The sequence below is a fragment of the Micromonospora sp. CNZ280 genome, from assembly GCF_011759515.1.
In genome coordinates this window covers 331,134-357,678 of the sequence record NZ_JAAOYP010000001.1, presented here as the reverse complement: position 1 = coordinate 357,678, position 26,545 = coordinate 331,134, and the positions used below count along the sequence as shown (strand labels likewise).

25 protein-coding genes are annotated in these 26,545 nt (G+C 75.1%); 14 read left to right on the top strand and 11 right to left on the bottom strand.

The genetic code is table 11. The annotated features are described in order from the left end of the window. Nucleotides 1-38: 38 nt before the first annotated feature. Together FHX32_RS01615 and FHX32_RS01610 are read right to left on the bottom strand one after the other, a co-directional pair. A complete protein-coding gene (locus FHX32_RS01615) occupies nt 39-833 on the bottom strand; it encodes a nucleotidyltransferase family protein (RefSeq protein WP_167178819.1) in 795 nt (264 codons plus the stop codon). A 46-nt stretch (nt 834-879) separates the two neighbouring features. Continuing rightward, a complete protein-coding gene (locus FHX32_RS01610; protein WP_167178817.1) occupies nt 880-1,371 on the bottom strand; it encodes an NUDIX hydrolase in 492 nt (163 codons plus the stop codon). Between the two features lie 217 nt (nt 1,372-1,588). Between FHX32_RS01610 and FHX32_RS01605 the strand changes: the two genes are divergently transcribed. From FHX32_RS01605 to npdG, 4 genes are all read left to right on the top strand, one after another. Then, nucleotides 1,589-1,792 carry a hypothetical protein gene (locus FHX32_RS01605; RefSeq protein WP_088997489.1) on the top strand — a complete coding sequence of 68 codons (204 nt, stop codon included), beginning with the start codon at nt 1,589-1,591 and terminating at the stop codon, nt 1,790-1,792. Nucleotides 1,793-1,868: 76 nt separating this feature from the next. After that, complete coding sequence (locus FHX32_RS01600; protein ID WP_167178815.1) at nt 1,869-2,636, top strand: histone; 768 nt, start codon at nt 1,869-1,871, stop codon at nt 2,634-2,636. 82 nt (nt 2,637-2,718) lie between these two features. Continuing rightward, a complete protein-coding gene (locus FHX32_RS01595) occupies nt 2,719-4,152 on the top strand; it encodes an RNB domain-containing ribonuclease (RefSeq protein ID WP_167178813.1) in 1,434 nt (477 codons plus the stop codon). Nucleotides 4,153-4,241: 89 nt separating this feature from the next. Further along, complete coding sequence (gene npdG / locus FHX32_RS01590) at nt 4,242-4,940, top strand: NADPH-dependent F420 reductase (RefSeq protein WP_167178811.1); 699 nt, start codon at nt 4,242-4,244, stop codon at nt 4,938-4,940. Nucleotides 4,941-4,961: 21 nt separating this feature from the next. Here the strand turns inward: npdG and FHX32_RS01585 are convergent, their stop codons facing one another. The 3 genes from FHX32_RS01585 to FHX32_RS01575 all read right to left on the bottom strand — a co-directional run bounded on the left by FHX32_RS01585 (nt 4,962) and on the right by FHX32_RS01575 (nt 7,940). After that, the gene (locus FHX32_RS01585) at nt 4,962-5,183 is read right to left on the bottom strand and encodes a hypothetical protein (RefSeq protein WP_167178809.1); all 222 of its coding nucleotides are present in this window, start codon (nt 5,181-5,183) and stop codon (nt 4,962-4,964) included. A 21-nt stretch (nt 5,184-5,204) separates the two neighbouring features. After that, complete coding sequence (gene panB / locus FHX32_RS01580) at nt 5,205-6,050, bottom strand: 3-methyl-2-oxobutanoate hydroxymethyltransferase (RefSeq protein WP_167178807.1); 846 nt, start codon at nt 6,048-6,050, stop codon at nt 5,205-5,207. A 129-nt stretch (nt 6,051-6,179) separates the two neighbouring features. Next, entirely contained in the window at nt 6,180-7,940 is a 1,761-nt protein-coding gene (locus FHX32_RS01575; protein ID WP_167178805.1) for an NAD+ synthase, read from the bottom strand. A gap of 233 nt (nt 7,941-8,173) precedes the next feature. On the opposite strand from FHX32_RS01575, the gene glnA (FHX32_RS01570) reads away from it, so the two are divergent. The 4 genes from glnA (FHX32_RS01570) (at nt 8,174) to FHX32_RS01555 (ending at nt 11,390) form a co-directional block, all read left to right on the top strand. After that, nucleotides 8,174-9,523, top strand: coding sequence for a type I glutamate--ammonia ligase (glnA, locus tag FHX32_RS01570; RefSeq protein WP_088992624.1), 1,350 nt, complete (start codon nt 8,174-8,176; stop codon nt 9,521-9,523). 88 nt (nt 9,524-9,611) lie between these two features. Next, nucleotides 9,612-10,037 (top strand): DUF350 domain-containing protein, encoded by a 426-nt coding sequence (locus FHX32_RS01565; protein ID WP_167178803.1) that lies wholly within the window; start codon nt 9,612-9,614, stop codon nt 10,035-10,037. 35 nt (nt 10,038-10,072) lie between these two features. Further along, on the top strand, nt 10,073-10,771 hold the full coding sequence (locus tag FHX32_RS01560; protein WP_167178801.1) for a helix-turn-helix transcriptional regulator: 699 nt from the start codon (nt 10,073-10,075) through the stop codon (nt 10,769-10,771). A gap of 244 nt (nt 10,772-11,015) precedes the next feature. After that, a complete protein-coding gene (locus FHX32_RS01555; protein ID WP_167178799.1) occupies nt 11,016-11,390 on the top strand; it encodes a VOC family protein in 375 nt (124 codons plus the stop codon). Between the two features lie 210 nt (nt 11,391-11,600). Here the strand turns inward: FHX32_RS01555 and FHX32_RS01550 are convergent, their stop codons facing one another. From FHX32_RS01550 to FHX32_RS01535, 3 genes are all read right to left on the bottom strand, one after another. Continuing rightward, nucleotides 11,601-12,068: a transglutaminase-like family protein gene (locus FHX32_RS01550; RefSeq protein WP_167178798.1), complete on the bottom strand. Its 468-nt coding sequence runs from the start codon at nt 12,066-12,068 to the stop codon at nt 11,601-11,603. Between the two features lie 416 nt (nt 12,069-12,484). Further along, entirely contained in the window at nt 12,485-13,360 is an 876-nt protein-coding gene (locus FHX32_RS01540; RefSeq protein WP_167182058.1) for an LD-carboxypeptidase, read from the bottom strand. A gap of 100 nt (nt 13,361-13,460) precedes the next feature. Beyond that, the gene (locus FHX32_RS01535; RefSeq protein WP_167178796.1) at nt 13,461-13,877 is read right to left on the bottom strand and encodes a VOC family protein; all 417 of its coding nucleotides are present in this window, start codon (nt 13,875-13,877) and stop codon (nt 13,461-13,463) included. Between the two features lie 78 nt (nt 13,878-13,955). Between FHX32_RS01535 and FHX32_RS01530 the strand changes: the two genes are divergently transcribed. The 3 genes from FHX32_RS01530 (at nt 13,956) to FHX32_RS01520 (ending at nt 18,580) form a co-directional block, all read left to right on the top strand. Then, nucleotides 13,956-14,567: a TetR/AcrR family transcriptional regulator gene (locus tag FHX32_RS01530; RefSeq protein ID WP_167178794.1), complete on the top strand. Its 612-nt coding sequence runs from the start codon at nt 13,956-13,958 to the stop codon at nt 14,565-14,567. Between the two features lie 72 nt (nt 14,568-14,639). Beyond that, a complete protein-coding gene (locus FHX32_RS01525) occupies nt 14,640-15,410 on the top strand; it encodes a type 1 glutamine amidotransferase (protein WP_167178792.1) in 771 nt (256 codons plus the stop codon). Next, the gene (locus tag FHX32_RS01520) at nt 15,407-18,580 is read left to right on the top strand and encodes a bifunctional [glutamine synthetase] adenylyltransferase/[glutamine synthetase]-adenylyl-L-tyrosine phosphorylase (protein WP_167178790.1); all 3,174 of its coding nucleotides are present in this window, start codon (nt 15,407-15,409) and stop codon (nt 18,578-18,580) included. Before FHX32_RS01525 ends, FHX32_RS01520 begins: the two co-directional genes overlap by 4 nt. A 4-nt stretch (nt 18,581-18,584) precedes the next feature. Here the strand turns inward: FHX32_RS01520 and FHX32_RS01515 are convergent, their stop codons facing one another. Beyond that, nucleotides 18,585-20,243: a hypothetical protein gene (locus FHX32_RS01515; protein ID WP_167178788.1), complete on the bottom strand. Its 1,659-nt coding sequence runs from the start codon at nt 20,241-20,243 to the stop codon at nt 18,585-18,587. Between the two features lie 44 nt (nt 20,244-20,287). On the opposite strand from FHX32_RS01515, the gene mptB (FHX32_RS01510) reads away from it, so the two are divergent. Together mptB (FHX32_RS01510) and mptB (FHX32_RS01505) are read left to right on the top strand one after the other, a co-directional pair. Continuing rightward, nucleotides 20,288-21,691 (top strand): polyprenol phosphomannose-dependent alpha 1,6 mannosyltransferase MptB, encoded by a 1,404-nt coding sequence (gene mptB / locus FHX32_RS01510; RefSeq protein ID WP_486480868.1) that lies wholly within the window; start codon nt 20,288-20,290, stop codon nt 21,689-21,691. Nucleotides 21,692-21,705: 14 nt separating this feature from the next. Next, a complete protein-coding gene (mptB, locus tag FHX32_RS01505; RefSeq protein ID WP_167178784.1) occupies nt 21,706-23,235 on the top strand; it encodes a polyprenol phosphomannose-dependent alpha 1,6 mannosyltransferase MptB in 1,530 nt (509 codons plus the stop codon). 256 nt (nt 23,236-23,491) lie between these two features. On the opposite strand, the gene glnA (FHX32_RS01500) is transcribed toward mptB (FHX32_RS01505), so the two are convergent. After that, nucleotides 23,492-24,916, bottom strand: a complete 1,425-nt coding sequence (gene glnA, locus FHX32_RS01500) for a type I glutamate--ammonia ligase (RefSeq protein ID WP_167178781.1) — start codon at nt 24,914-24,916, stop codon at nt 23,492-23,494. A gap of 264 nt (nt 24,917-25,180) precedes the next feature. On the opposite strand from glnA (FHX32_RS01500), the gene FHX32_RS01495 reads away from it, so the two are divergent. After that, entirely contained in the window at nt 25,181-25,573 is a 393-nt protein-coding gene (locus FHX32_RS01495; RefSeq protein WP_486480867.1) for an RDD family protein, read from the top strand. 142 nt (nt 25,574-25,715) lie between these two features. Here the strand turns inward: FHX32_RS01495 and FHX32_RS01490 are convergent, their stop codons facing one another. Beyond that, nucleotides 25,716-26,405, bottom strand: a complete 690-nt coding sequence (locus FHX32_RS01490) for a DUF4191 domain-containing protein (RefSeq protein ID WP_167178778.1) — start codon at nt 26,403-26,405, stop codon at nt 25,716-25,718. Nucleotides 26,406-26,545: the final 140 nt, after the last annotated feature.

The following is a 26,545-nucleotide window of genomic DNA, read 5'->3' as shown; positions in this document are numbered from 1 at the left end:
TGGGGCCCCGGCGGGTAGCAGCCGCGGGGGCCCCGGCGTCACTCCGCGACGCCGCTGATCTCGGCCAGCACGCGCCGCTGGAAGGCGCGGGCCTCGGGGCCGCTCGGTGGCGGGCCACCGGCGCGGGCCGCGACAGACCGTTCGATCAGGCCGCCCGGCCCGCCGACTCCGGCCACCCAGCCGTCGGCGAGCAGCCGGCGACCGGCCGCGACCTTCGACATCCACCGGCCGTGCCGCACCTTCGCCAGCGACCGGCAGGCGCCGAGCACCGCGTCCTCGGCGCCGGGGGCCGGGCCGTCGCCGGGCGGGGTGGGCAGGGCCAGCCACCAGCGCAGCGCGTCCACCAGCAGCCGGCGCAGGTCCGCCGGGGACAGGTCGCCGAACGCCTCGGCGGCCGGCGGCCCGAGCAGCGCCTGCCCGCACTCGTGCAGGATGCTGCGGTCCAGCCCGTACCAGAACCGGCCGTCCGCCGCGGGCCGCTCGTCCGGGTGCCAGGTGACCCGGATGTCCATCCGCGCCCCGGTGTTCAACTCCACCTCGAAGCCGGGTTCCGGGGTGCCGGAGCGGGCGGCCGCCGCGGTGTAGACGACCAGTTCCAGACCGCGCGCCGGGCAGGGCAGCGACTCGTGCCGCAGCCCGGCCACCAGCCGGCGCTTGCGGTCCGGGTCCAGCGGCCGCGCGCACACCAGCGCCACGTCGACGTCGCTGCGCCCGGGCTGGTAGGCCCCCAGACCGACCGAGCCGGCGGCGTACCCGCCGACCAGGTCGGCGCCGAGCACGTCCCGGGCCACCCCGACCAGATCGGTCAGGTAGCGGCGCACCTCGCTGTCCACGCCACATTGTGGCCCGCCGGTTCGGCGGGGCCGCTCCGCGGGGCGGTCAGTCGTCGGTCCACGTCGTGCCGGGCGGCAGGTACCAGGCGGCGGACTCGTCGGCCAGGGCGTGCGCGACGACCGTACGGGCGTGCGCGTCCAGCGCCGGCAGCGCGTCCATCGGGAACCAGCGCACGGCCACCGACTCGTCGTCGTTGACCCGGGCCGTGCCGCCCAGCAGCCGGCAGTGGAAGCCCAGGTTCAGGTACTCGCAGCGGTCGCCGTTGGGATAGCTGTGCGGATGCGAGACGACGCTGCTCAGCCGCACCGGCTCGACGTCCAGGCCGGTCTCCTCGTACACCTCGCGGACCACCGCGGTGGCCGGCTGCTCGCCGGGCTCGACGAAGCCGCTGACCACCGACCAGCGCCCGTCGTCGGCGCGCTGGCCGAGCAGCAGCTCGCCGGCGGCGTTGCGGACCACCGCGCTGACGCTCGGCAGCCAGAGCAGGTCGTGGCCGACGTGCTTGCGCATCCGCAGGATGTAGTCCGGTACGCCCATCCGCCGACCCTAGCCCCGGCGGAGCCGGCCGGTTCGTCGCCGCCCGCCACGGTGCGGCCCGTGCCCGGTCCCGCGCCCCGGTCGTACGACGGCATCGACCGGTACCTGTCTCCGCAGTTCCGGCCCACCGGGACAGGTAGCACGTCTACTGTGGAGACGAACGGAGATTTGCGGTGTTCCGGTGGCGGCCGGGCGATTCGCGGTGCACAGTGATCTCATGAGCGACAGCGGGAGTGGTGGGCACTACTACTGGTGCACCCGACACCACCGGGTCGAGACCGATGCCGACGTGTGCCCTGCCAAGCACGTTCTCGGACCGTACGCCTCAGCCGCCGACGCCGAGAACGCCCTGCAGCGGGTGCGGGAGCGTAACGAAGCGTGGGACGCCGAGGACGCCCGTTGGGCCGGGGAGGACAGATGAGCGGCGCGGGACGGCCCGCGTCGAGGTACCGCGTGCTCCGCGAGTGCGAGAGCACGTCCCCAAGGAGGGAACCGAGATGGCCGTAACACCGAAGGCCACCCGCCCGGCCGCGAAACGGACCACCGCGAAGAAGACCGCCGCGGCGGAGCGGAACACCGGCGCGAGCCGCACCACGCCCGCGCGCCGGGCCGCCTCGACGACGGCGGCCAAGAAGGCGACCGCGGGCGCCGGCCGGGCGCCGGCGAAGAAGACCGCCAAGACGACCCCCGCCCGGAAGGCCGGCGCCAAGGCCACCACCGCGGCGAAGAAGGCAGCCGCGAAGGCACCGGCCAAGAAGGCGGCGACCCGGACCACCGGCACCGCGAAGAAGACCGCGGCGGCGGCGAAGAAGGCGCCCGCCAAGACCTCGACCGCGGCCCGGAAGGTCAGCTCCACGGCGAAGAAGACCACCGCGGCCGCCAAGAAGACCACGACGGCGGCGAAGAAGACCACGACGGCGGCGAAGGCTCCGGCGAAGAAGGCCGCCAAGAAGACCACCGCGAAGAAGGCGGCGCCGACCCGCCCGACCGGCACCGCCCGCAAGGCCGCGGCGAAGACCGCCCCGGCCCGCAAGGCGCCCGCGAAGAAGGCGACGGCGACCTCCTCGACCGCCGCCCGCAAGGCAGCCACGGCCAAGAAGGCGCCGGCGAAGCGGACCACGGCGGCCAAGGCGCCGGCGAAGCGGACCACGGCGGCCAAGGCGCCGGCGAAGCGGACCACGGCGGCCAAGGCGCCGGCGAAGCGGACCACGCGGACGGGGGTGGCCCGCGGCACCCGGACCACGGCCCGGAAGGCCACCGGCTGACCTGCCGCGGTGACCGGTCGGCGCTGACCGACCGGCCCGCGCCGGGGAAGCGGATCAACCGCCGCGCTGTCAGGATGGACCCGTGGTCATCCGACGCGTACTCGCGCCCCGCATCGACTTCGGCGCGCTGCGCCGCGAGCTGGGACTTCCCGAGGAGTTTCCGGTCGCCGCGCAGCGCGAGGCGGACGCCGCCGCGGCGGCCTCGCCCCGCCCGGGCGTCGACCGCACCGACGTGCCGTTCGTGACCCTGGACCCGGCCGAGTCGCGCGACCTGGACCAGGCGATGTGCCTCACCCGCCGGCCCGGCGGCGGCTACCGGGTGCGGTACGCGATCGCCGACGTGGCCGGGCACGTCCGCCCCGGCGGCGCGCTGGAGGAGGAGACCTGGCGGCGGGGGCAGACCGTCTACCTGCCCGACGGCAACGTGCCGCTGCACCCGGAGACGCTCAGCGAGGGCGCGGCGAGCCTGCTGCCGGACGTCGACCGGGCAGCCGTGGTGTGGACGATCGACCTGGACGCCGACGGCGGCACCGTCGTCGTCCACCTGGAACGGGCGCTGGTGCGCAGCCGGGCCAAGCTCGACTACGCCGGCGTCCAGGCCGACGCCGACGCCGGGCGGCTGCCCGACCCGATCGCCCTGCTGCCCGAGCTGGGCGCGCTGCTCACCGCGCGCGGGCTGCGCCGCGGCGCGATCAACCTGCCGCTGCCCGAGCAGGACGTGGAGGCCGACGGCGACGGCTGGCGGCTGGTGCTGCGCGGCCCGGTGCCGATGGAGGAGCACAACGCCCAGATCTCGCTGCTGACCGGGATGGCCGCCGCCGACATCATGCTGGCCGGCGGGGTGGGTCTGCTGCGTACGATGCCGGCGCCGAAGCCCGAGGCGGTGCAGCGGCTGCGGGCCGCCGCCGCCCCGCTGGGCGTGCACTGGCCGGACGACGCCGGCCCCGGCGAGGTGCTCGCCGGGCTGGACGCCGGGCAACCCCGGGCGGCCGCCTTCGTCGACCAGGCCGCCGAGCTGATGCGCGGGGCCGCGTACACCGCCTTCGACGGCGAGTCCCCCGAGCAGCCGCGGCACGGCGGGGTCGCGGCCGCGTACGCCCACGTCACGGCGCCGCTGCGGCGGCTGGCCGACCGGTACGCCACGGAGGTCTGCCTGGCGTTGCACGCCGGCCGGCCGGTGCCGGACTGGGTCCGCGCGGCGCTGCCCCGGCTGCCCGAGGCGATGGCGGTGACCGACCGGACCGCCTCGGCGGCCACCCGCGGCGCCATCGAGCTGGCCGAGGCGGTGCTGCTGGCGCACCGGGTGGGGGAGACCTTCGACGCCGCGGTGCTGGACGTCGACGCGCCACCGAACGGCCGCGCCCGGGCGGGCCGGCCGCCGGGCGGCACGGTGGCGCTGGACGACCCGCCGGTGCGGGCCCGCTGTCTCGGCGAGCTGCCGCTCGGCGAGCGGATCCGGGTCCGGCTGGTCACCGCCGACCCGGCCGCCCGCTCGGTCGTCTTCGAACGCGCCTGACCGCGTCGCACCCGGGCCGCACGGGGTAGCGGGGTTTGTCACAGCGCCGGACGGTGCTGCCGGGACGCCGGGTTTGCGAGGATGACCGCATGGCATACGACGCGAGCGCACTGCCCGACGTGTCCGGGCTGACCGTTGGCATCATCGGCGGGACCGGCGACCAGGGGCGGGGGCTCGCCTACCGGTTCGCCCGGGCCGGCCAGCGGGTGCTGATCGGCTCCCGGTCGGCCGAGCGGGCCGCCCGATCCGCCGAGGAGATCGCCGCCCTGCCGGGCGTACCGGCCGGGACGAGCGTCACCGGGGCCGACAACGACGAGGTGGCCCGCGGCAGCGACATCGTCGTCATCGCGGTGCCGTGGGACGGGCACGCGGCCACCGTCGCCGCGCTCGCCGAGCCGCTCGCCGGCAAGATCGTCGTCGACTGCGTCAACCCGCTCGGCTTCGACAAGCAGGGCCCGTACGCGCTGCCGGTGCCCGAGGGCAGCGCCGTCCAGCAGGCCGCCGGGCTGCTGCCGTCCTCGCGGGTCTGCGCGGCGTTCAACCACGTCAGCGCCCCGCTGCTGGCCGACCCGGAGATCGACCGGATCGACCTGGACGTGCTGATCTGCACCGAGGACCGGGAGGTGGCCGGGGTGGTCGCGGCGCTCGCCGCGCGGATCCCCGGCATGCGCGGCATCTACGCCGGCCGGCTGCGCAACGCCCACCAGATCGAGGCGTTCACCGCCAACCTGATCGCCATCAACAAGCGCTACAAGGCGCACGCCGGCATCCGCGTCACCGATCTCTGATCCGCGCGGACCCCGCCCCGATCAGGATGCCGGCGGTGGGAGCGGGATGCGGCGGCGGCCGGGCAGCGCGGCCAGGTCGGGCAGCGGCTCGGCACGCCAGGCCAGCCGGACGTCGTCGGAGGTGGGCCAGGTGACCGCGCCGGTCGGTGCGACCGCGTTCCAGGTGAGGGAGACATCGTCCCCCGCCGGCCCCAGCCCGGATCTTGGTAGGGAACCGCCCCTCCAGGAGCCATCCCCTACCAAGATCTCTGCGGCGGTGGTGGGTCAGAAGGTGTGTTCGGGGGCGGGGAAGTCGCCGCCGCGTACCTCGTCGGCGAACCGGCGGGTGGCGTCGGCGAGGGTGCCGGCCAGGTCGGCGTAGCGCTTCACGAAGCGCGGCGCCTTGCCGGCGCGCAGCCCGGCCATGTCCTGCCAGACCAGCACCTGGGCGTCGGTGTCCGGGCCGGCGCCGATGCCCACGGTCGGGATGCGCAGCTCGTGCGTGATCCGCTTGGCCACCTCGCCGGGCACCATCTCCAGCACCACCGCGAACGCGCCCGCCTCGGCCACCGCGTGCGCGTCGGCGATCACCTCGTCGGCGGCGTCGCCGCGGCCCTGCACCCGGTAGCCGCCGAGGGCGTGCTCGCTCTGCGGGGTGAAGCCGATGTGCGCCATCACCGGGATGCCGGCGCCGGTGATCGCCGCGATCTGCGCCGCGCAGCGCCGGCCGCCCTCCAGCTTCACCGCGTGGCAGCCGCCCTCCTTCATGAACCGCACGGCGGTACGCAGCGCCTGCGTCGGCCCCTCCTCGTACGAGCCGAACGGCAGGTCACCGACGACCAGCGTGTGCCGGGTGGCGCGGACCACCGCGCGGACCAGCGGCAGCAGCTCCTCGGCGGTCACCGGGACGGTCGTCTCGTAGCCGAACACGTTGTTCGCCGCCGAGTCGCCGACCAGCAGCACCGGGATGCCGGCCTGGTCGAAGATCGACGCGGTGTACTGGTCGTACGAGGTGAGCATCGGCCACCGCTCGCCGCGCTCCTTGGCGGCGATCAGGTCGCGGGTGCGGATCCGGCGGGTGGCCGGGCCGCCGTAGAGGGCGGTCACCTCGGTCGGGGTGGACTCCACCATGACTCTCTCCTTCCTCGAGGCCGCGTGCGCGGTCCCCGGGTTCCGCCGCGATCGTCGCACCGGACGGCCCGTCGGCGGCAGGGCGCAGTGGAGGATTTCACTCCCGGACCGGGCCCAGGCCCGACCGGTTCAGCCCTTCTCCCGCCACCGGTTGGTGATCGGCAGCCGCCGGTCCCGGCCGAACGCCTTCATCGAGATCTTCGTGCCCGGCGCGGCCTGCCGCCGCTTGTACTCGGCGGTATCCACCATCCGCAGCACCTTGTCGACCACCGCCGGATCGTGGCCGGACTCGACCAGCCCGTCCCGGCCGAGGTCGCCGTCGACGTAGCCGATCAGGATCGGGTCGAGCACGTCGTAGTCGGGCAGCGTGTCGCTGTCCAGCTGGCCCGGGCTCAGCTCGGCGCTCGGCGGCTTGCCGATCGAGTTCTCCGGGATCGGCGGGGTCTCGCCCCGGCGGGACGCCTCGGCGTTGCGCCACTTCGCCAGCCGCCAGATCAGCGTCTTCCACACGTCCTTGACCGGGTTGAAGCCGCCCACCGAGTCGCCGTAGAGGGTGGAGTAGCCGACCGCCAGCTCGCTCTTGTTGCCGGTGGTCAGCACCAGGTGGCCCTCCTGGTTCGACAGCGCCATCAGGATCACCCCGCGCACCCGGGCCTGGAGGTTCTCCACGGTCACCCCGGACAGCGACATGTTGGCCAGGAAGGTGTCCACCATCGGCTGGATCGGCTCGGTCCGGTAGTCCAGCCCGGTCCGCTTGGCCAGCTCCGCCGCGTCCTCCCGGCTGTGCTCGGAGGAGTGCTGGCTGGGCAGCGACACCCCGACCACCCGGTCGGGCCCGAGCGCGTCCACGGCCAGCGCGGCCACCACCGCCGAGTCGATGCCGCCGGAGAGGCCGAGCACCACCGAGGGGAACCGGTTCTTGTTGACGTAGTCGCGCAGGCCCAGCACCAGCGCGTGCCACACCTCCGCCTCGTCGGCCACCGGGGCGATCAGCCCACCGGTCACCGCCGGCCCGGTCGGTGCCGCCGGCAGCTCGCCGATCGCGCCGCGTACCACCCGCAGCCCGTCGGCCAGCTCCGTGTCCGCGCCGGCCGGTTCGGCCGCCGCGGGCAGCCCCAGGTCGTGCACCAGCAGGTGCTCGACGAACTGCGGGGCCCGGGCGAGCAGCTCGCCGTCCGCGCCGACGACCATCGAGTCGCCCTCGAAGACCAGCTCGTCCTGGCCGCCGATCATGTTGACGTACGCGATGGCCGCGCCCGCCTCGACGGCCCGGCGGCGGACCAGCGGCAGCCGGACGTCGTCCTTGTTCAACTCGTACGGCGAGCCGTTGATGTTGACGACCAGGCCGACGCCGGCCTGCCGGGCGGCGGCGAACGGGCCGCCGGCCTGCCACAGGTCCTCGCAGATGGTCAGCGCCACGTCCACCCCGCCGACCCGGACCACGGTCAGCATGTCGCCCGGCAGGAAGTAGCGGTCCTCGTCGAACACCCCGTAGTTGGGCAGGTGGTGCTTGAAGTAGGTGGCGACCACCTCGCCCCGGTGCAGCAGCGCGGCGGCGTTGCGGGCGCCCCGCCCCGGTTCGGCGTCCCCGGCGACCTGCGGCGGACCGTCGGCGTCCAGGTAGCCGACCACCACCGCCAGGTCGCCCAGCCCGTCCGCGGCCAGGTCGGCGGCGAGCCGGCGCAGGGCCGCCTGCGAGGCCGCCACGAACGACCGCCGGAAGACCAGGTCCTCGACCGGGTAGCCGGTGAGCATCATCTCCGGGAACGCGACGAGCTGGGCGCCGGCGTCGGCGGCCCGGCGGGTCCAGCTGCGGACCAGGCAGGCGTTGCCGGCGAGGTCGCCGACGGTCGGGTTGACCTGGCACAGGGCGAGACGCAGGGTGGGCATGTCCTCATCTTGCCCCAGCGGCACGGGCCCGACACGGCGGGCGGCGCGAGACGGCGACCACCCCCGTGCCGCCTCGCGGGCCCTGGTCGGCCCGGGTGGTCCGGGCGGCGGGACACGGCGGGACGACCGGCGGGAGATTCGCGTAACGTCGGCGTAACGAGGCCGGTGGAGACTGGTCGGTCAGGCCGGGCCGGGCCCGTCCGGTGGCCGACGAGGTGTCGCGAGGAGTGGAAGTGGACCGTCAGCAGGAGTTCGTCCTCCGCACGCTGGAAGAGCGGGACATCCGGTTCGTCCGGCTCTGGTTCACCGACGTGCTGGGCACCCTGAAGAGCGTGTCGGTGGCCCCCGCCGAGCTGGAGGCGGCCTTCGAGGAGGGCATCGGGTTCGACGGCTCGGCGATCGAGGGCTTCGCCCGGGTCTTCGAGTCCGACATGGTGGCCATGCCCGACCCGACCACCTTCCAGGTCTTCCCGTTCGAGGGCGGGGTCAGCGGCGAGAGCGCCCGGATGTTCTGCGACATCCTGCTCCCCGACGGCGGGCCGTCCTGGGCCGACCCGCGGCACGTGCTGCGCCGGGCGCTGTCCAAGGCCGCGGAGAAGGGCTTCACCTTCTACACCCACCCCGAGATCGAGTTCTTCCTGCTGGAGAACGGCCCGCTGGACGGGTCGGTGCCCACCCCGGTGGACACCGGCGGCTACTTCGAGCACACCACCCACGCGGTGGCCCGGGACTTCCGCCGCCAGGCGGTGCTGGCGCTGGAGCGGATCGGCATCTCGGTGGAGTTCAGCCACCACGAGGTGGCCCCCGGCCAGCAGGAGATCGACCTGCGCTACGCCGACGCGCTGACCACCGCCGACAACATCATGACCTTCCGGCACGTGGTGAAGGAGGTAGCGCTCTCCACCGGCGTGCAGGCCACCTTCATGCCGAAGCCGTTCACCGACCAGCCGGGCAGCGGCATGCACACCCACCTGTCGCTGTTCGAGGGGGAGCGCAACGCGTTCCACGACGCCGGCGATCCGATGAAGCTGTCCAAGGTGGCCCGGGCGTTCATCGCCGGGCTGCTGGTGCACGCCCGCGAGTACACGGCGGTCACCAACCAGTGGGTGAACTCCTACAAGCGACTCTTCCCGCAGGCCCTGCCGGACCGGGTCACCGAGAGCCCGGCGTACGTCTGCTGGGGTCACCTGAACCGGTCCGCGCTGGTCCGGGTGCCCGCGTACGGCAAGCCGAACTCGGCCCGGGTCGAGGTCCGCTCGCCGGACTCGGCGGCCAACCCCTACCTGGCCTTCGCGGTGCTGCTCGGCGCCGGCCTCAAGGGCATCGAGGAGGGCTACGAGCTGCCGCCGGGCGCCGAGGACGACGTCTGGTCGCTGACCAGCGCCGAGCGGCGGGCGATGGGCTACGAGCCGCTGCCGGAGAACCTCGCCGAGGCGATCGACGTGATGGCCGGCTCGGAGCTGGTCGCCGAGGTGCTCGGCGAGCACGTCTTCGACTTCTTCCTGCGCAACAAGCGCGCCGAGTGGGAGCAGTATCGCCGCGAGGTCACCCCGTACGAGCGGCAGCGCTACCTGTCGCTGTAGCCGGGGCTGCCCGCGGTGGCGCCCGGCCGCTATCGTCTCGATCACCGCGCCGGCACCCCGCCGGGCGTAGCCGGTCGGGAGGCAGTCGGTGGTGGAGGATCTGCTCAGCGGAGCCTGGCAGAGTGTGGTGTTCGGGGTCGTCGGCGTGGCCCTGATGGCGGCCGGTTTCCTGCTGGTCGACCTGCTGACCCCGGGGCGGCTGCGGGAGCTGATCTGGGTGCGCCGCAACGGCAACGCCGCGCTGCTGCTCGCCGCCAACCAGCTCGGCATCGCCGGTATCGTCTTCACCGCGATCCTGACCAGCTACAGCGACTTCACCAAGGGGTTGGCGTCCACGCTGATCTTCGGGCTGGTCGGGCTGGCCATCATGGCGCTGGCGTTCTTCGTGCTGGACCTGCTCACCCCGGGCCGGCTCGGCGAGATCATCTGCGCGGACGAGCCGCACCCGGCGGCCCGGGTCAGCGCCGCCACCCACTTCGGCGCCGCGCTGATCGTCTGCGCCTGCATCGCCTGAGCCGGTCTGTCGTACCCGCGACCTAAGTTCGCGGGGTGAACCGCACGGACCGTCTCTACGCCCTGGTCGAGGAGTTGCGCGCGGTGTCCCCGCGGCCCCGCAGCGCCCGCTGGCTGGCCGAGCGATTCGAGGTCAGCACCCGCACCATCGAGCGCGACATCGGCGCCCTGCAACAGTCCGGGGTGCCGATCTGGGCCGAGCCGGGCCGCACCGGCGGCTACGCGGTGGACCGCGCCCGCACCCTGCCGCCGGTGAACCTGACCCCCGGCGAGGCGGTGGCGATGGCGGTGGCGCTGCACCGGCTGCGCGGCACTCCGTTCGCCGCGGCCGCCGGCACCGCGCTGCGCAAGCTGCTCGCGGTGATGCCGGCCGCCGACGCCGCCGAGGCGCACCGGCTGGCCGCGCGCGTGCACCTGATCGGCGACGGGCCGGTGACGCCCGTCCCGGCCACCGTCGCCGACGCGGTGCCCGCCGGGCGGGTGCTGCGCATCCGGTACGCCGACCGCGCCGGCGCCGGGACGCTGCGCGAGGTGGAGCCGCTCGGCTACCTCGGCAACCCCCGGCACTGGTACCTGCTGGCCTGGTGCCGGCTGCGCGACGGCATCCGGGCGTTCCGCACCGACCGGATCGTCGCGGTCACGACGCTCGCCGAGCGGGTCCCGGACCGGGACCTGGATCTGGACGTCGCCTGCGACATCCCGCGGGAGCGGCTCCGCCGGCTGAGCCTGGTCTGAGCCGTGGACGGCGGCGACGCTCGCCGGCCCGTGGCCTGACCCGGGATCGGGCGGCGTGGCCGCCAGCCGGTCGCGGGGGAGCCCGCCACCCGCTGACGCTGTTCCCGCCGGCAGTGCCGGTCGCATGCCGGGATCCGTCCGCGGACCACGCCGGAAACACCGACAGGACGCTGTCGCGGGTGACCGTGAGGCTGCTTCCCGACGGCGCCGGCAGAACGCCGGCGCACGGCACGGGAGGCGATACATGACGAGCAACAACGGCGTGACCTGGTTCGAGATCGGCACCGAGCGGCCGGACGAGGCCGAGCGGTTCTACGGCGACCTGTTCGGCTGGAGCTTCACCGAGGAGGGCGCCGGCGGCGCCACGTACCGGACGACCGGAGCCGGCGGGAGCGAGGGGATCGGTGGCGCGATCCGGGGCACCGGCGGCACCGGTCCGAACTACGCCATCTTCTACGTGCAGGTGGCCGACGTGGCGGAGACCTGCCGGCGGGCGGAGGCGGCCGGCGGCAAGGTGCTGGTGCCGCGCAAGCAGAACGACAACGGACTCAGCTTCGCCCACCTGCTCGACCCGGCCGGCAACCACGTCGGCGTCTTCACCCCGCCGCCGGCCGGCTGAGCCACCCGGGCGGGCCGGGCGGGGTCGCCGCCGGCGGTGTCCGACGCCGGACCGGCCGGTCCGGCACCGCCTGGCGGGCGGCCTCGTCGCCCGGACCGTGATGCCCGGGAGGTCATCCTGGTGACTCCCAGGCATCACGGCGGGACGGGTCACCCGACCCGGGCGAGCGGTGGGCAGGCCCGGGTCGAGCGCGTCGGTGTCAGCCCGATCTCACTTACCGGCCGGGTCGCCGTGCCCGCCGTGGCCGCCCGGGCCACCCTGGCCGTGGCCGCCCGGGCCACCGGGGAGGACGCCGGCCTCGACCGCCGCGGTGATCGCGTCGGCCTGTTCCTGGGTGAGCTTGCCGTCCTCGACGGCCTGTGCCAGCCGCTCCCTCAGCGCCGCCTGCCGGTCCTCGGCGGACGGGCGCTCCGGCCGGTCGGCCGGCTTGCGCTCCGCGCGGATCTTCTCCAGCGCGGCGGTCACCTTGTCGGTGGAGACGCCCAGCTCCTCGGCGAGCGCCTCGGCGAAACCGGCCTGGCGGTCGGCCCGCTGCTGCTGCCGGTCGTCGCTGGTGCTGGCGCTCGGCGCCGGATCGGTGCCGTCGGCGGCGAAGGCGACCGTCGGGGCGGCGACCCCGAGGCCGAGTACGCCGGCCGTCGCCAGCCCGGCGATCAGGTGCTTCCTCGTCATGGCCATGTTGTCCTGTCCTCCAACTCGTCGGTACGTGTTGCGTTGACATCACCGACAGTGACCAGCCGACCTGGGGGTGACCCATGGCGAAGCTGTCAGCGAGCTGGCAATCCGGGCCGACCGGCCGGACAGACCGGTTGCTCCCGGACGCCACGGCGGTAAGGGTGGACAGTCGCCAGGCCCGGCCCGAACCGGAGGCCGGCCGCGTGCCGACGGAAGGTGACCACCAGTGACAGCTGCCCAGATCCGCGAGATCCCGCTGCCCGATCCGGCCGCCGGCCCGTACGGCATCACCGTGGGGCCGGACGGCGCGCTCTGGGTGACCCCCCGCTGACCCGCGTTGATCAAGGGGTTTGCGTCACCAACGGGCGTGGATCCTGACACAAACCCCTTGATCAACAGGGTGGGGGCGGGGGAGGGGGTCAGCGGACGGCGGGGGTGGTGGTGAGGGTTTCGGTGGTCGTGTCGAGGGTGGCTTCGGTGCCGACCGGGACGGTGAGCTGACCGGGGCCGTGGCCGATGGGCAGGCCGCCGAGGACCGGGACGTCGAGGTCGCCGAGGCGCTCGGCGAGCACGTCGGCGACGGTGACCGACCAACCGTCCGCACAGTCGGTGAACTGGCCGACCGCCACCCCGGCCAGCCCGTCCAGCGCGCCGGCCCGGCGCAGCTGGGTGAGCATCCGGTCCACCTTGTACGGCGGTTCGCCCACGTCCTCGACGAGCAGCACCGCCCCGGTCAGGTCCGGCATGTCCGGGGTGCCGAGCGACGCCACGATCAGGCAGAGGTTCCCGCCGAGCAGCCGGCCGGTGGCCCGGCCGGGCACCCGTACCGGATACGTCTCCTCGCTGGGCACCGCGGTCACCGTGACCGGCTCGGTGGTCATCAGCGCGGCGTGCAGGGACTCGGCGGACCGGGGCGGGGTGCGGTCGTCCGTCCAGGCCGCGCCGGGGCCGTGCACGCTGGCCAGCCGGGCACCCCGCCAGAGCGCGAACTGCAACGCGGTGATGTCCGAGAAGCCGGCCACCACCTTCGGATCCCGGCGTACGGCGGCCATGTCGATCGCGTCCACCACCCGCTGCGCGCCGTACCCGCCCCGGGTGCAGATCACCCCGCGCACCTCGGGATCGGCGAACGCCGCGTTCAGGTCGGCGGCCCGCAGCTCGTCCGCGCCGGCCAGGTAGCCCTGCCGGGCGTACGCGTTGGGCGCCAGCTTCGGCCGCAGCCCCCAGCCGGTGAGCAGCTCGATGCCGCGGGCCACCCGTTCCGGCCGGGTCGGCCCGGACGGCGACACCAGCATCACCGTGTCGCCGGGCCGCAGCACCGGCGGGCGGAGGACGGACGGCTGCTCGGGCGCGGTGTGGTCGGGCACAGCGGCAGAGCCTAGTCGCGCCGGGGGCTCACCCGGCCACGTACCGCTGTGCCCACTCCCCGGTCGGCGGGATGGGTGTGATGACGTCGATCAGGACGCCGTCCGGGGCGGCCAGGATGAAGTGCCGCTGGCCGAAGTCCTCACTGCGCAGCTCCAGTTCCACGGGGAGCCCGGCCCGGACGGCGAGGCGCTCCCACTCGGCGTCGACGTCGCTCACCTCGAGGTTGAGCAGCAGCCCCCGCACCGGGGTCCGGTACGCCGCCGGCAGGGTCGGGTGCCGGTGGTCGAGCAGGGCAAGCTCGTACTCCGGCGGCCCGGGGCGGCGCAGGCTCACGTACCAGTCGGCCTCGAAGGTCGGCTCGAAGCCCAGGTGTTCCTGGTAGAAGTCGCGGGCCTCGGTGAGCCGGTCGGTGCAGACGACCGGATAGAAGCTGGTCAGGTTCATGACGGAGTCCCCTTTCGCATACCATCGGTATGTGAAGGACGCTAGTTCGCGTACCGTTGGTATGTCAATGGAGGATCGATGACGCAGGGGATCCGGGCCCGGCAGCGCGCGCAGACCCGGGCGGCACTGATGCGCCACGGGCGGCGGCTCTTCGCCAGCCAGGGCTACGCGGCCGTCGGGCTGGCGGAGCTGGTCCAGGCCGCCGGGGTCACGAAGGGCGCGCTCTACCACCACTTCAGCGGCAAGCCCGACCTGTTCCGGGCGGTCCTCGCCGAGGTGCAGCAGGAGGTCGCCGACCGGGTGGCGGCCGCCGCCGACGCCCACCACGACCCGTGGTCCCGGTTCACCGCCGGCTGCCGGGCCTTCCTCACCGCGAGCACCGATCCGCGGCTGCAACGGATCATGCTGGTGGACGGCCCGGCGGTGCTCGGCTGGAACGAGTGGCGCGCGCTGGACGAGGCGACCTCGGGCCGGCACCTGGCCGAGGCGCTGACCGAGCTGGTCGACTCCGGAACGATCGGCCGACAGCCGGTCGCGCCACTGGCCCGGCTGCTCTCCGGCGCCATGAACGAGGCGGCGCTCTGGCTGGCCGGGACGACGGAGCCGGCCGCCCTCGACGACACCTGGGCGGCGCTGTCCCGAATGCTGGACGCCCTGCGCGCCCCGGCCCCCGCCCGCCCCGGCGGGTGACGGCACCGGCAGGCGGGTGGCGCGCGTGGAGCCGTTCCGGGGTTCGTCGGCGCACCGGCTAGCCTCGACGGCGTGGCAACCGCGCTGGTGATCGAGAACGACCCGACCGACGACGCGCGCCGGCTGGGCGAGTGGCTGACCGAGGCCGGGCTGGACCTGTGGGTGGTGCGACCGCACGCCGGTGACGAACTCCCCGCCGACCTGGCGGGGTACGCGGCGCTGGTGGTGCTCGGCGGCGAGCAGCAGGCGTACCCGCTGCCGGACGGATCGCCGGGCGCGCCCTGGTTCCCGGCGGTGGAGGGGCTGCTCCGCAAGGCCGTCCGGCACCGGGTACCCACCCTGGCCATCTGCCTGGGCGCGCAGCTGCTGGCCACCGCGCACGCCGGCCAGGTGGAGCGCAGCCCGTCCGGGCCGGAGATCGGCCCGGCCGTGGTCGGCCGGCGGGACGCCGCCGAGGCCGACCCGCTCTTCCGGTACGTGCCGCTGATCCCGGACGTGCTCCAGTGGCACGCCGACGAGATCACCGAGCTGCCGCGGGGCGCGACCCTGCTGGCCGCCTCCACCCGCTACCCGCACCAGGCGTTCCGCCTCGGCGACCGGGCCTGGGGGCTGCAGTTCCACATCGAGTGCGACACCGCGATGATCGACGACTGGGCCACCGACTCGACCGTGCTGGCCGAGCTGGGCTACGACCCGGAGCTGGTGGTGGCCGCCTGCCACGAGGTGATGGCCGACGTCGAGGAGGTCTGGCAGCCGTTCGCCGCCCGGTTCGCCGCGCTGGCCCTCGGTGAGCTGGACGACAGCGGGCCGCGGCGCAGCCTGCCGCTGCTCGGGCAGGGATGAGCCGGCCGCCCAGGGCCGCCGGGCGGCTGGCCCGCTACGGCTTCGGGATCGGCGAGGACGACGGCGGGGCGCGGGCGGCCGACCTGCTCGGCCCGGACGGGCTGGGCCTGTGGCGGCCGGACACCCAGGAGCCGGCGGACGAGCCGGCGGCGGAGCTGCTGGCGGCGCTGTCCCGGGCCGCCGACCCCGACCTGGCGCTGCGCCAACTGCACCGCCTGGTGGAGGCCGAGCGCCGGGTGGGCGCGACCGGCAACCACGCGACCGGCAACCGGGCCGCGACCGCCGCCGCCGGACGCCCCGTCGGCACCGGCGGGACCGCGATCGCCGTCGGACAGCGCGCGGGCACCGGCGGGGCGGCGGACCCGGCCGGCAGCGGCGCGGCGGAATCCGCAGCCGGGATCGGCACCGGCTCGGCGCTGCTGGCCGCGTTCGGCGACGACCCGGGGCTGCGGCGCCGGCTGATCGCGGTGCTCGGCGCCTCGTCGGCACTCGGCGACCACCTGGTGGCCAACCCGGACCAGTGGACCGCGCTGCGCACCGCCCCGGACGGGCTCGCGCCGACCGCCGAGGGGCGGCTCGACCTGACCGGCGAGGGCAACCCGATCGCGGTGCTGCGCCGGGCGTACCGGCTGGCGCTGCTGCGGATCGCGGCGGCCGACCTGACCGGCGGCCGGGGCCTGGAGCAGACCATGGCCGCGCTCTCCGCGCTGGCCGACGCCACCCTCGCGGCGGCGTACGGGATCGCGGTCGGCGAGCTGCCGGCGGGCGCGCCCCACCCCCGGCTGGCCGTGGTGGCGATGGGCAAGTGCGGCGGCGACGAGCTGAACTACGTCTCCGACGTGGACGTGATCTTCGTGGCCGCCGAGGACGCCGACCTGACCGCGGCGACCACGGTCGCCACCCGGCTGATCCACATTTGCGGGTTGGTCGCCTGGCCGGTCGACGCGGCGCTGCGCCCGGAGGGCAACCGGGGGCCGCTGGTGCGTACCCTCGCCAGCCACCTGGCCTACTACCGGCGCTGGGCCCGCACCTGGGAGTTCCAGGCCCTGCTCAAGGCCCGGCCGGCCGCCGGCGACCTGGCGCTGGGGCGGGAGTGGATCGACCAACTCGCCCCGCTGCTGTGGCGGGCGGCCGAGCGGCCGGAGGCCGTCGAGGACGTCCGCGCCATGCGCCGGAAGATCATCGACAACGTCCCGCCGAAGGAGCTGGAACGCGAGATCAAGCGCGGCCCGGGCGGGCTGCGCGACATCGAGTTCGCGGTGCAGCTGCTGCAACTGGTGCACGGCCGCGGCGACGAGTCGCTGCGGGCGCCCGGCACCATCCCGGCGCTGCGCGCGCTGGTGGCCGGCGGCTACGTGGGCCGGGCCGACGGCGAGGCGCTGCTGCGCGGCTACCGCTTCCTGCGTACCGTCGAGCACCGCCTCCAGTTGCAGGGCCTGCGCCGCACCCACACCGTGCCGGCCGAGCCGACCGCGCTGCGCTGGCTGGCCGCCGCGCTCGGCTACCAGGCCACGCCGGGCCGCAGCGCCGTCGAGGAGTTCCGCGCCGAGTGGGTCACCCACGCCACCGAGGTACGCCGGCTGCACGCCAAGCTGCTCTACCGCCCGCTGCTGGAGTCGGTGGCCCGGGTGCCCGCCGACGGGCTACGGCTGACCCCGGAGGCGGCTCGGCACCGGCTGGAGATCCTCGGCTTCGCCGACCCGGCCGGGGCGCTGCGCCACCTCCAGGCCCTCACCGGCGGGGTGAGCCGCACCGCGGCCATCCAGCGCACCCTGCTGCCGGTGCTGCTCAGCGAGTTCGCCGACGCCCCCGAGCCGGACCGCGGCCTGCTCAACTACCGGCAGGTCTCCGACAAGCTCGGCAGCACCCCCTGGTATCTGCGGCTGCTGCGCGACGAGGGCCCGGTGGCCCGCCGGCTGGCCCGGGTGCTCTCCTCCTCCCGGTACGCCGCCGACCTGCTGGCCCGGGAGCCGGAGGCGCTGCGGCTGCTGGCCGAGGAGAGCGAGCTGACCCCGCGCCCGCGGGAGGTGCTCCACGAGGGGTTCGCCGCCGCGGCCGCCCGGCACGCCGACCCGGTCGAGGCGACCGGTGCGGTCCGCGCGTTGCGCCGCCGGGAACTGGTCCGGCTTGCCTGCGCCGACCTGCTGAGCCGGGCCGGCTCGCTGGCCCCCGCCCCACCCCGACCGGACGGCGCCGGACGCGCCGCGCCGGCGCTGACCGACGTCACCACGGTCGGCGCCGCGCTGGCCGACGTCACCGACGCCACGCTGGCCGCGGCGCTGCGCGTCGCCCGGGCCAGCCGGCCCGAGCTGCCGGGGCTGCGGTTCGCGGTGATCGGCATGGGCCGGCTCGGCGGGTACGAGTCGAACTACCTCTCCGACGCGGACGTCCTCTTCGTCTACGACGCCCCGGAGGGCGCCGCCGAGAGTGCGGCAAGCGCCGCCGCGCACGCCGTCGCCGAGGAACTGCGTCGACTGCTCGCCCTGCCCGCCCCCGACCCGCCGCTCGGCGTGGACGCGGACCTGCGCCCGGAGGGCCGGCAGGGGCCGCTGGTCCGCAGCGTCGCCGCGTACGCCCAGTACTACGCCCGCTGGTCGAGGGTGTGGGAGGCGCAGGCGCTGCTGCGCGCCCGGTTCGTCTGCGGCGACGCTGATCTGGGCGCCGAGTTCGAGGCGCTGGTCGACCCGGTCCGCTACCCGGCCGAGGGGCTGACCCGGGAGCAGGTGGTGGAGATCCGTCGGATCAAGGCGCGGGTGGAGCACGAGCGGCTGCCCCGCGGCGCCGACCCGGCCACCCACACCAAGCTGGGCCGGGGCGGGCTGGCCGACGTCGAGTGGGCAGTGCAGCTGCTCCAGCTGCGCCACGGCGGGGCGAACCCGGCGCTGCGCGGTACGCGTACCCTCGACGCCCTCGCGGCGGCCCGGCACGCCGGCCTGGTCGACCCGGCGGACGCCGCGGCGATGGCTGCCGGCTGGACGCTGGCCGCGCAGGTCCGCAACGCGCTGATGCTGGTCCGCGGCCGGGCCGGCGACCAGCTGCCCCGGCACGGGGTGGAGCTGGCCGGGGTGGTCCGGCTGCTCGGCCGCGACGATCCCGGCGAGTTCCTCGACGAGTACCTGCGCACCGGCCGGCGGTCCCGGGCGGCGATGGAACGGGTGCTGGCGGGCTGACCGGTCAGCTGCCCAGCGTGTAGCTGCCGGCGCGGGGCACGGTGACCGCTGTCCACTCGCCGTCGGCGGCCACCGTCGCCCCGCCGGACGCGGTCAGCCAGCGGCTGTGCCGCACCCGGACCGGCACGGTGCCGGCGGCCGGGGCGCGGAAGGTCAGCGTCGCGCCGTCCTGGCGGACCAGCTCGGCGGGGGCGCCGACGATCGGGGTCGGGTCGACCACCGCCCAGACCCGCCAGTGCGGGCCGGACCAGACCGGGGTCAGGTACGGCAGGCCGCCGGTCACCAGCGCCGCCTCGGCCCGGCCCACCCAGGACAGCGGGGCGTCCGGGACCGCGACGTACTGCACGGCGTTCTCGGCCAGCCAGGCGCGGTAGCTCGCCGGGGTCAGCGGCACCCCGGTGCCGGCGGCGCCGGGGACGGTGGTGAAGAAGAGCGGGTTGCGGTCGATGTCGGCCTGCCGCAGCCAGCCCCGGGCCAGCGGCACCTCGCCCAGCGACGCCGCCTCCCAGTAGTCACGGGTCGGCGGCACCTCGACCCGGCCGGTGAGCCGCTGCCCGTCCAGCCACGACCGCAGCGGGGCGAAGTAGCCGGGCCGGGTGGTCGGGCCGCCGACACCGCGCAGGTCGGCGGGGACCACCGGCGGCTGCCAGACGCAGACCGCCACCAGCAGCGCGGCCAGCGCGGCGGCGGACAGCACGCGTCCCCGCCGCCGCTCCGGCACACCGGCCGACCGCTTCGCGCCCGGCCGTGCGGCCCGCGCCGCGGCGTCCGTCCCGGCGGCCCGCGTCGCGGTGCCCGGCAGCCGGCGGGTGAGCCAGGCCGGGGGCCGGGCGGCGGCGGCCAGCACGGGCAGCCCGAACATCACCGCCAGCCGGGTCGCGTTCAGCCCGACCGGGGTGTGCACCAGCGCGGCGGCCAGCACCCCGGCCGCCGACAGCAGCGCCCCCGCCCGCACCGGCCGGTACGCCACCAGCGCGGCGACCAGCAGGCTGGTCACCACCGCTCGGACGGTGTCGGTGCGGCTGATGTTCATCCAGCCGCCGTCGCCGAACAGCAGCGCGGTCAGGCCGAGCGGCAGCGCGGCCGCCACGGCGAGCGTCAGGCCGTCGGCGTACCGGCGGGTGAGCAGCAGCGCCGCGCCGGCCAGACCGACGAAGAGGCCGGCCACCGGGCTGGCCGCCGAGGCCAGCAGCGCCCCGGCCGCGGCCAGCCCGAGCCGGAGCAGGGCCCGACGGCCGGGCAGGGTGAGGGCGAGCAGTGCGGCCAGCCCGAACGCCACCCCGAGGCCGTAGGTGACCCGGCCGGAGACCAGGTTGCCGGCGATGGTGAGCACCCCGACCAGGCTGCCGAGCAGCGGGCGGGGCACCCGGGTGCGCACCAGCAGCGCGGCGAACGCGGTCGCCGCGCTGAGCAGCGCCAGCGCGCCGGTGACCCGCACCCCGAGCAGCGCCATCACCGGCTGGGCGAGCAGGCTGTAGCCGAACTGCTGGACGCCGCCGTACCAGCGCAGGTCGACCGGGGTCAGGCCGTGCGCGGCGAAGAAGTCGGCCCGGGCCACCTGCGCGGAGAGGTCGGAACCCATCGGCGGCAGGGTGAGGTGTACCACCCCGAGGACGGCGGCGGCGGACGCGGCGGCCACCGCCACCACCCGAGAGCGCCGCATGCCCACCTCCGTACCGCGACCACGGTACTGGCAGCATGTCGGGCGTGCCTCACCACCTAGCGCGTTGGACCGGCCTGACGGGTTCGGCGCTGCTCGCCGTCGCCGCCGTGCTCGGCGGCGCGCTGCCCGACGGAGACCTGCGCCCCACCCCGGTCAGCATCTGGCAGGGCCCGAACGGGCCGCTGATCATCGCCACCTGGCTGGTCGGCACCGCGCTGCTGGCCTACGCCTGGTGGACGCTGCGCGACCGGGTGCCGTCGGCCCGCTGGGCCCTGGTCACCGTCGGGCTCTGGCTGCTGCCGCTGCTGTTCGCGCCCCCGCTGGCCAGCCGGGACGTCTACGCGTACGCGTGCCAGGGCGCCAGCTACGCGGCCGGGATCAACCCGTACGAGCAGGGCGTGTCCGCGCTGCCCTGCCCGTGGCTGGACACCATCTCCTACATCTGGCGGGACACCCCGGCGCCGTACGGGCCGCTGTTCGTGGTGCTCTCCGGCGCGGTGGTGCGGGCGACCGGTTCGCTGACCGCCAGCATCGTGCTGTTCCGGCTGATCGCGGTCGCCGGGGTGGCGCTGACCGCGGCCTGCCTGCCGGTGCTGGCCCGCCGCTGCGGGGTACCGGTCGGCCGCGCGCTCTGGTTGGCGCTGGCCTGCCCGCTGGTCGCCGTGCACCTGGTCTCCGGGGCGCACAACGACGCACTGATGGTGGGGCTGCTGGTGGCCGGGCTGGCGGTGGTGGTGTCCCGGCCGGCCCGGCCCGGCCCGCTGCTCGCCGGCGGTGTGCTGCTCGGGCTGGCCAGCGGGGTCAAGGTGACCGCGCTGGTCGTGGTGCCGTTCGCGGCGCTGGCCGCGATCGCCGGCGCGTACTCGATCCGGGCGCTGGTCCGCGACGGCGGCTGGGTGGTCGGCGGAGCGGTCGCGACGGTGGCCGGGGTGACCCTCGCCGCCGGTCTGGACTTCGGCTGGATCGCCGGGCTGGAGCAGGGCGGCCTGGTGATCGCCTGGACCTCGCCGTCGACCGCGGTGGGGCAGACCGTGGCCTATCTCGCCGCGCCGTTCGGCTGGCACGGCGACCCGCTGCCGGTCACCCGCGGGATCGGGATGGCGGTGCTCGCGCTGGTGCTGATCTGGCTCTGGTGGCGGGCCCGCACCCGGGACCCGCTCTGGCACGCCGGGCTCGCGCTGGCCGCCACGGTGGCGCTGGCCCCGCTCTTCCACCCCTGGTACTGGATCTGGCCGCTGACCGTGCTCGCCGCCACGTCGCGGCACCGCACCGGCTGGTTCACGGTGGTGGCGCTGGTGTCGGCGTTCCTGGTGCTGGCCGACGGCACCGGCCTGCCCAGGTACACCAAGACCGTCGGCGCCCCGCTGATGACGCTGTTGGTGATCGTGGTGACGGTTCGCTTGGTACGGTCGGCTCGGGCGGCCCGCCGGCCGGTCGCCGTCGACTGAGGGAAGGTGCGCCGGTGAGCGATCCCGGCGCCCCGCCCGCCCCGCCGGCACCCGACGCCCCGCGCTCGCCCGACGGCCCGCGCCCGCCCGGCGCCGCCCGGCTCGCCCGCTGGGCCGGCCTGGCCGGGGCGGTGCTGCTGGCGGTCGCCGGCTGGCTCGGCGGCGCGCTGCCGGGCACCGCCACCGCGCCGACCTGGCGCGGGGACCGCGGCCCGCTGGTCGTCGCCGGTTGGCTGGTCGGCACCGCGCTGCTGGTCGGCGCGTGGTGGGCGCTGCGCCGGGGCGCCCCGTCGACCGGGTGGGCGTACCGCACCGCCGGGCTCTGGGCGGTGCCGCTGCTGCTCACCCCGCCGCTGGGCAGCCGGGACGTCTACTCCTACGCCTGCCAGGGCTGGGCGTACGCGAACGGCGCCGACCCGTACGCGACGGGGGTGGCCGGGGCGGGCTGCCCCTGGGTGGACGCGGTCGCGCCGATCTGGCGGGACACCCCGACCCCGTACGGGCCGTTCTTCGTGCTGCTGGCCGCGCTCGCGGTGACCCTGGGCGGGGGACTGGTCGGCGCCCTGGTGGTGCTGCGGCTGATCGCGCTGGCCGGGATGCTGCTGACCGCGCTCTGCCTGCCCGGGCTGGCCCGGGCCGCCGGGGTGCCCACCCGCCGCGCCGCCTGGCTGGTGCTGGCCTGCCCGCTGGTCGGGGTGCACCTGCTGGCCGGCGCGCACAACGACGCGGTGCTGCTCGGCCTGCTGACGCTCGCCCTGCTGGTGCTGGTCCGGCTGCCCGGGCGGCCGCGGGCGCTGCTGGTCGCCGGGGCGCTGCTCGGGCTGGCGGTGACGGTGAAGGCCACCGCGCTGGTGGTGCTGCCGTTCGCGGCGCTGGCCGCGGTGCTGGGCCGCTACACGCTCGGGCCGCTGCTGCGCGCCGCCGGCTGGCTGGCCGGCGGGGTGCTGGCCGCGCTCGCGGTCACCGCGCTGGCCGCCGGGCTCGGCTTCGGCTGGGTCGGCGGGCTGGCCCGCAGCGGCGACACCGAGCAGTGGACCTCACCGCCGACCGCGGTGGGCTTCGTCGTCGACTACGCAGGCGCGCTGGTCGGCCGGGACCCGGGCGCCGTGCCGGTGGTCCGGGCGGTGGCGCTGCTGCTGCTCGCCGTGCTGCTGGTGCTGCTCTGGTGCCGGGCCTGGCGGGCGCTGCGCCGGTTGAACGACGTCCGGCAGCGGGTGGTCCGGATCGAGGCGGCCCGCCCCCGGGAGGCGCTGCGATCCGCCGGGCTGGCCCTGGCCGCCACCGTCGCCCTGGCCCCGGTCGTCCACCCCTGGTACCTCACCTGGCCGCTGGCGCTGCTCGCCGTCTCCGTCGCCCGGAACACCTGGTTCGTGCTGCCCAGCGCGCTCGCCGCGTTTCTCACCCTGCCCGACGGCACCACCCTGGCCCGGTTCACCAAGGCCCCGGGCGCGATCGCGATGACCGCGCTGGCCGTCGCGCTTGCGGTGTGGACGCTCCGCCGACTGCGCCGCGCCCGTCAGCCGGCACCGGCCGACATCCCCTGACCTCGACCCTCGTCGCCCCCGGTGCGGACGACTCCGAACCTCCGCCTGTGGCTCCGCCGCCCGGCGGCCAGCCCGTACCAAACGCTTCCGCCAGCCGGACCGCTCCAGCAGTACTGTCGAGCTGCCCCGTTTGCCGGACCGGGTGGGGGGCTGCTCGGCGCGCGGGAGAACGGGTTCCGGCGGACCAGGCCGGATCAGACAGCCGGGCCGGCTCCGCGCGTCGCGGAGCCGGCCCGGCCGGTGTCGCCCGAGTGCCTCAGCAGTCGAAGTACATAGCGAACTCGTGCGGGGTCGGGCGCAGGCGCACCGGGTCGACCTCGTTGGTCCGCTTCCACTCGATCCAGGTCGAGATCAGGTCCGGCGTGAACACGCCGCCGTCGAGCAGATAGTCGTGGTCGGCCTCGAGCGAGTCGAGCACGGCGGGCAGCGAGCCCGGCACCTGCTTGACGTCGCCCCACTCCTCCGGCGGGAGGTCGTACAGGTCCTTGTCGATCGGGGCCGGCGGCTCGATCTTGCTCTTGATGCCGTCCAGGCCGGCCATCATCATCGCCGAGAAGGCGAGGTAGACGTTTGCCGACGGGTCGGGCACCCGGAACTCGACGCGCTTGGCCTTCGGGTTGCTGCCGGTGACCGGGATGCGGGTGCAGGCGGAGCGGTTGCGCTGCGAGTAGACCAGGTTGACCGGCGCCTCGAAGCCCGGCACCAGCCGGCGGTACGAGTTGACCGTCGGGTTGGTGAACGCCAGCAGCGACGGCGCGTGGTGCAGCAGGCCACCGATGTACCAGCGGGCGGTGTCGGAGAGCCCGGCGTAGCCGGTCTCGTCGTAGAACAGCGGCTCGCCGTTCAGCCAGAGGCTCTGGTGGGTGTGCATGCCGGAGCCGTTGTCGCCGAAGAGCGGCTTCGGCATGAAGGTCGCGGTCTTGCCGTTGGCCCAGGCCTCGTTCTTCACGATGTACTTGAAGAGCTGGAGCTGGTCGGCCGCGTGCAGCAGGGTGGAGAACCGGTAGTTGATCTCGGACTGGCCGGCGGTGCCCACCTCGTGGTGCGAGCGCTCCACGGTGAAGCCGGTGTCGACCAGCCGGCGCACGATGCTGTCCCGCAGGTCGGCGTAGTGGTCCACCGGCGGCACCGGGAAGTAGCCGCCCTTGTACGCGGTCTTGTAACCGCGGTTGCCGCCCTCCTCGTCGCGGCCGGTGTTCCAGGCGCCCTCGATCGAGTCGATGTAGTAGTACGACTGGTGCGCCGAGGTCTCGTGGCGGATCGAGTCGAAGATGTAGAACTCCGCCTCCGCGCCGAAGTACGCGGTGTCGGCGATGCCGCTGGCCGCCAGGTAGGCCTCGGCCTTCTTCGCCACGTTGCGCGGGTCCCGGCTGTAGGGCTCGCGGGTGAACGGGTCGTGGATGAAGAAGTTCAGGGCGAGCGTCTTCTGCGCCCGGAACGGGTCGATGAAGGCGGTGGCGACATCCGGGAGCAGGAGCATGTCCGACTCGTGGATCGCCTGGAAGCCGCGGATCGACGAGCCGTCGAACGCGAGCCCGTCGGTGAAGAGGTCGTCGGCGACGGATTCCACCGGCAGGTTGAAGTGCTGCATCACGCCGGGCAGGTCACAGAAACGTACGTCGACGAACTTCACGTCCTCATTCTTGAGGTATCGCAGGAGTTCCTCGGGATTGGCGAACACACGTCCTCCTGGCACGTCCACGGGGTAGCTAGGCTGCTGGCGACGCTATGGCCGCGCGGTTGCCCGGCCGTGTCTTGAGTGTTTCTGCCGTGTTACGTCCCCCGCGGAGCGTCATCCGCGCCGGTCAACCGGGCTGGGACGGCCGGCCGGGAGCAACCGGCTGTGCCAGTGTATTGACACTTGATGCGGTTGGTCCGTTTTTGCGCGGCGGAGCGGTCGGTCCCAGCCGAGAAACGGCCGAAGGGCCTGGCTACCCTGACCGCTGTGACCACGCCGCATGATCGCCCCGTGCCGCCCGCCGCGGATCCCGCCTTCACCCCGCCGAGCCTGGGCCGCCGGTTCGGGGCCCTGATCATCGACTGGGTGCTCTGCCTGCTGGTCTCGAACTTCTTCGCCGACCCGGCACGCGACGGCTGGGCGCCGGTGCTGGTGCTCGTCCTCGAGTACGGCTTCTTCCTCGGCCTGTTCGCGCAGACCCCCGGCATGTACATCACGAAGGTCCGCTGCGTGGCCTGGGCCGACGGCGGCCGGATCGGCCTGTTCCGGGCGTTGCTGCGCGGCCTGCTGCTGGCCCTGGTGGTGCCGGCGCTGCTGATGGACGGGCACCGCCGCGGCCTGCACGACCGCCTCACCGGGTCGGTCGTCACCGCCGCCTGACCGGACTACCCGTGATCGTCTGTCCCTGAGCGGGGCGAACCGGCGGATCCTCCCCGCCCACCGTCAGACGATCACGGGGACCGAGGGCCGGATACGCGTGGAGCCGGGCCCATCGGGCCCGGCTCCACGCGTACGTCTCGGGTCAGCGACCGCGCGTCTGGCGGAAGGCGCCCCGCGGGGGCCGCATGTTCTTCGGGATCGCGCCCTTGGGCATCTGCGGCCGGGCGGTGAGCGCCTTGAGCCGCTTGTCCAGCGAGTTGACGTCCTTGCCGCTGAGGTTGCGCGGCAGCCGCATCAGCGTCATCCGCAGCTTGCGGATCGGCAGCTCGCCCTCCTCCTGGCCGATCACGTAGTCGTAGAGCGGCGCCGAGCCGATCACCTTGGCCAGCCGGCGCTTCTCCTGGCCGAGCAGGCCGCGCACCCGCTGCGGGTTGCCCTCGGCCAGCAGGATCACCCCGGGGCGGCCGATCACCAGGTGCACCATGTCCATCTGGGTGGTGGAGCTGACGGCCGGCGTCACCCGCCAGTCGCCCCGCATGCTCTCCATGATCTGGGCCGCCGCGCCCGGCTGGCCCTCGGCGGCGTTCATCATCGCCTTGTTGGACCGCAGGTTGAGCACGATCAGCAGCGCGAGCAGCGCCAGCAGGATGCCGATCGGCAGCCAGATCCAGCCCCACAGGACCACCGCGACCACGGTGAGCGCGAGCGGGATCAGCACCGCGGCGGCGGCCAGCGGCGCGAACCACCTGTCCTGCTTGGCGGTGAACTTGAACACCAACCCGATCTGCTTCAGCCGCTGGCCGAACGAGACCTTCTCCTGGGGCTTTGCCATGCCCCAGAGTCTAGTGGTCGGGGCCGGCCGGGTTGATCCGCGGCCGGTGGTCGGTGGACTGAGTACCTTACGTCGCCGGCCGGCCGGCTGAGCCCCGGCGTAAGGAGGGTGAGCGGGCGAAGATCAGGCAGCGTGCCCAT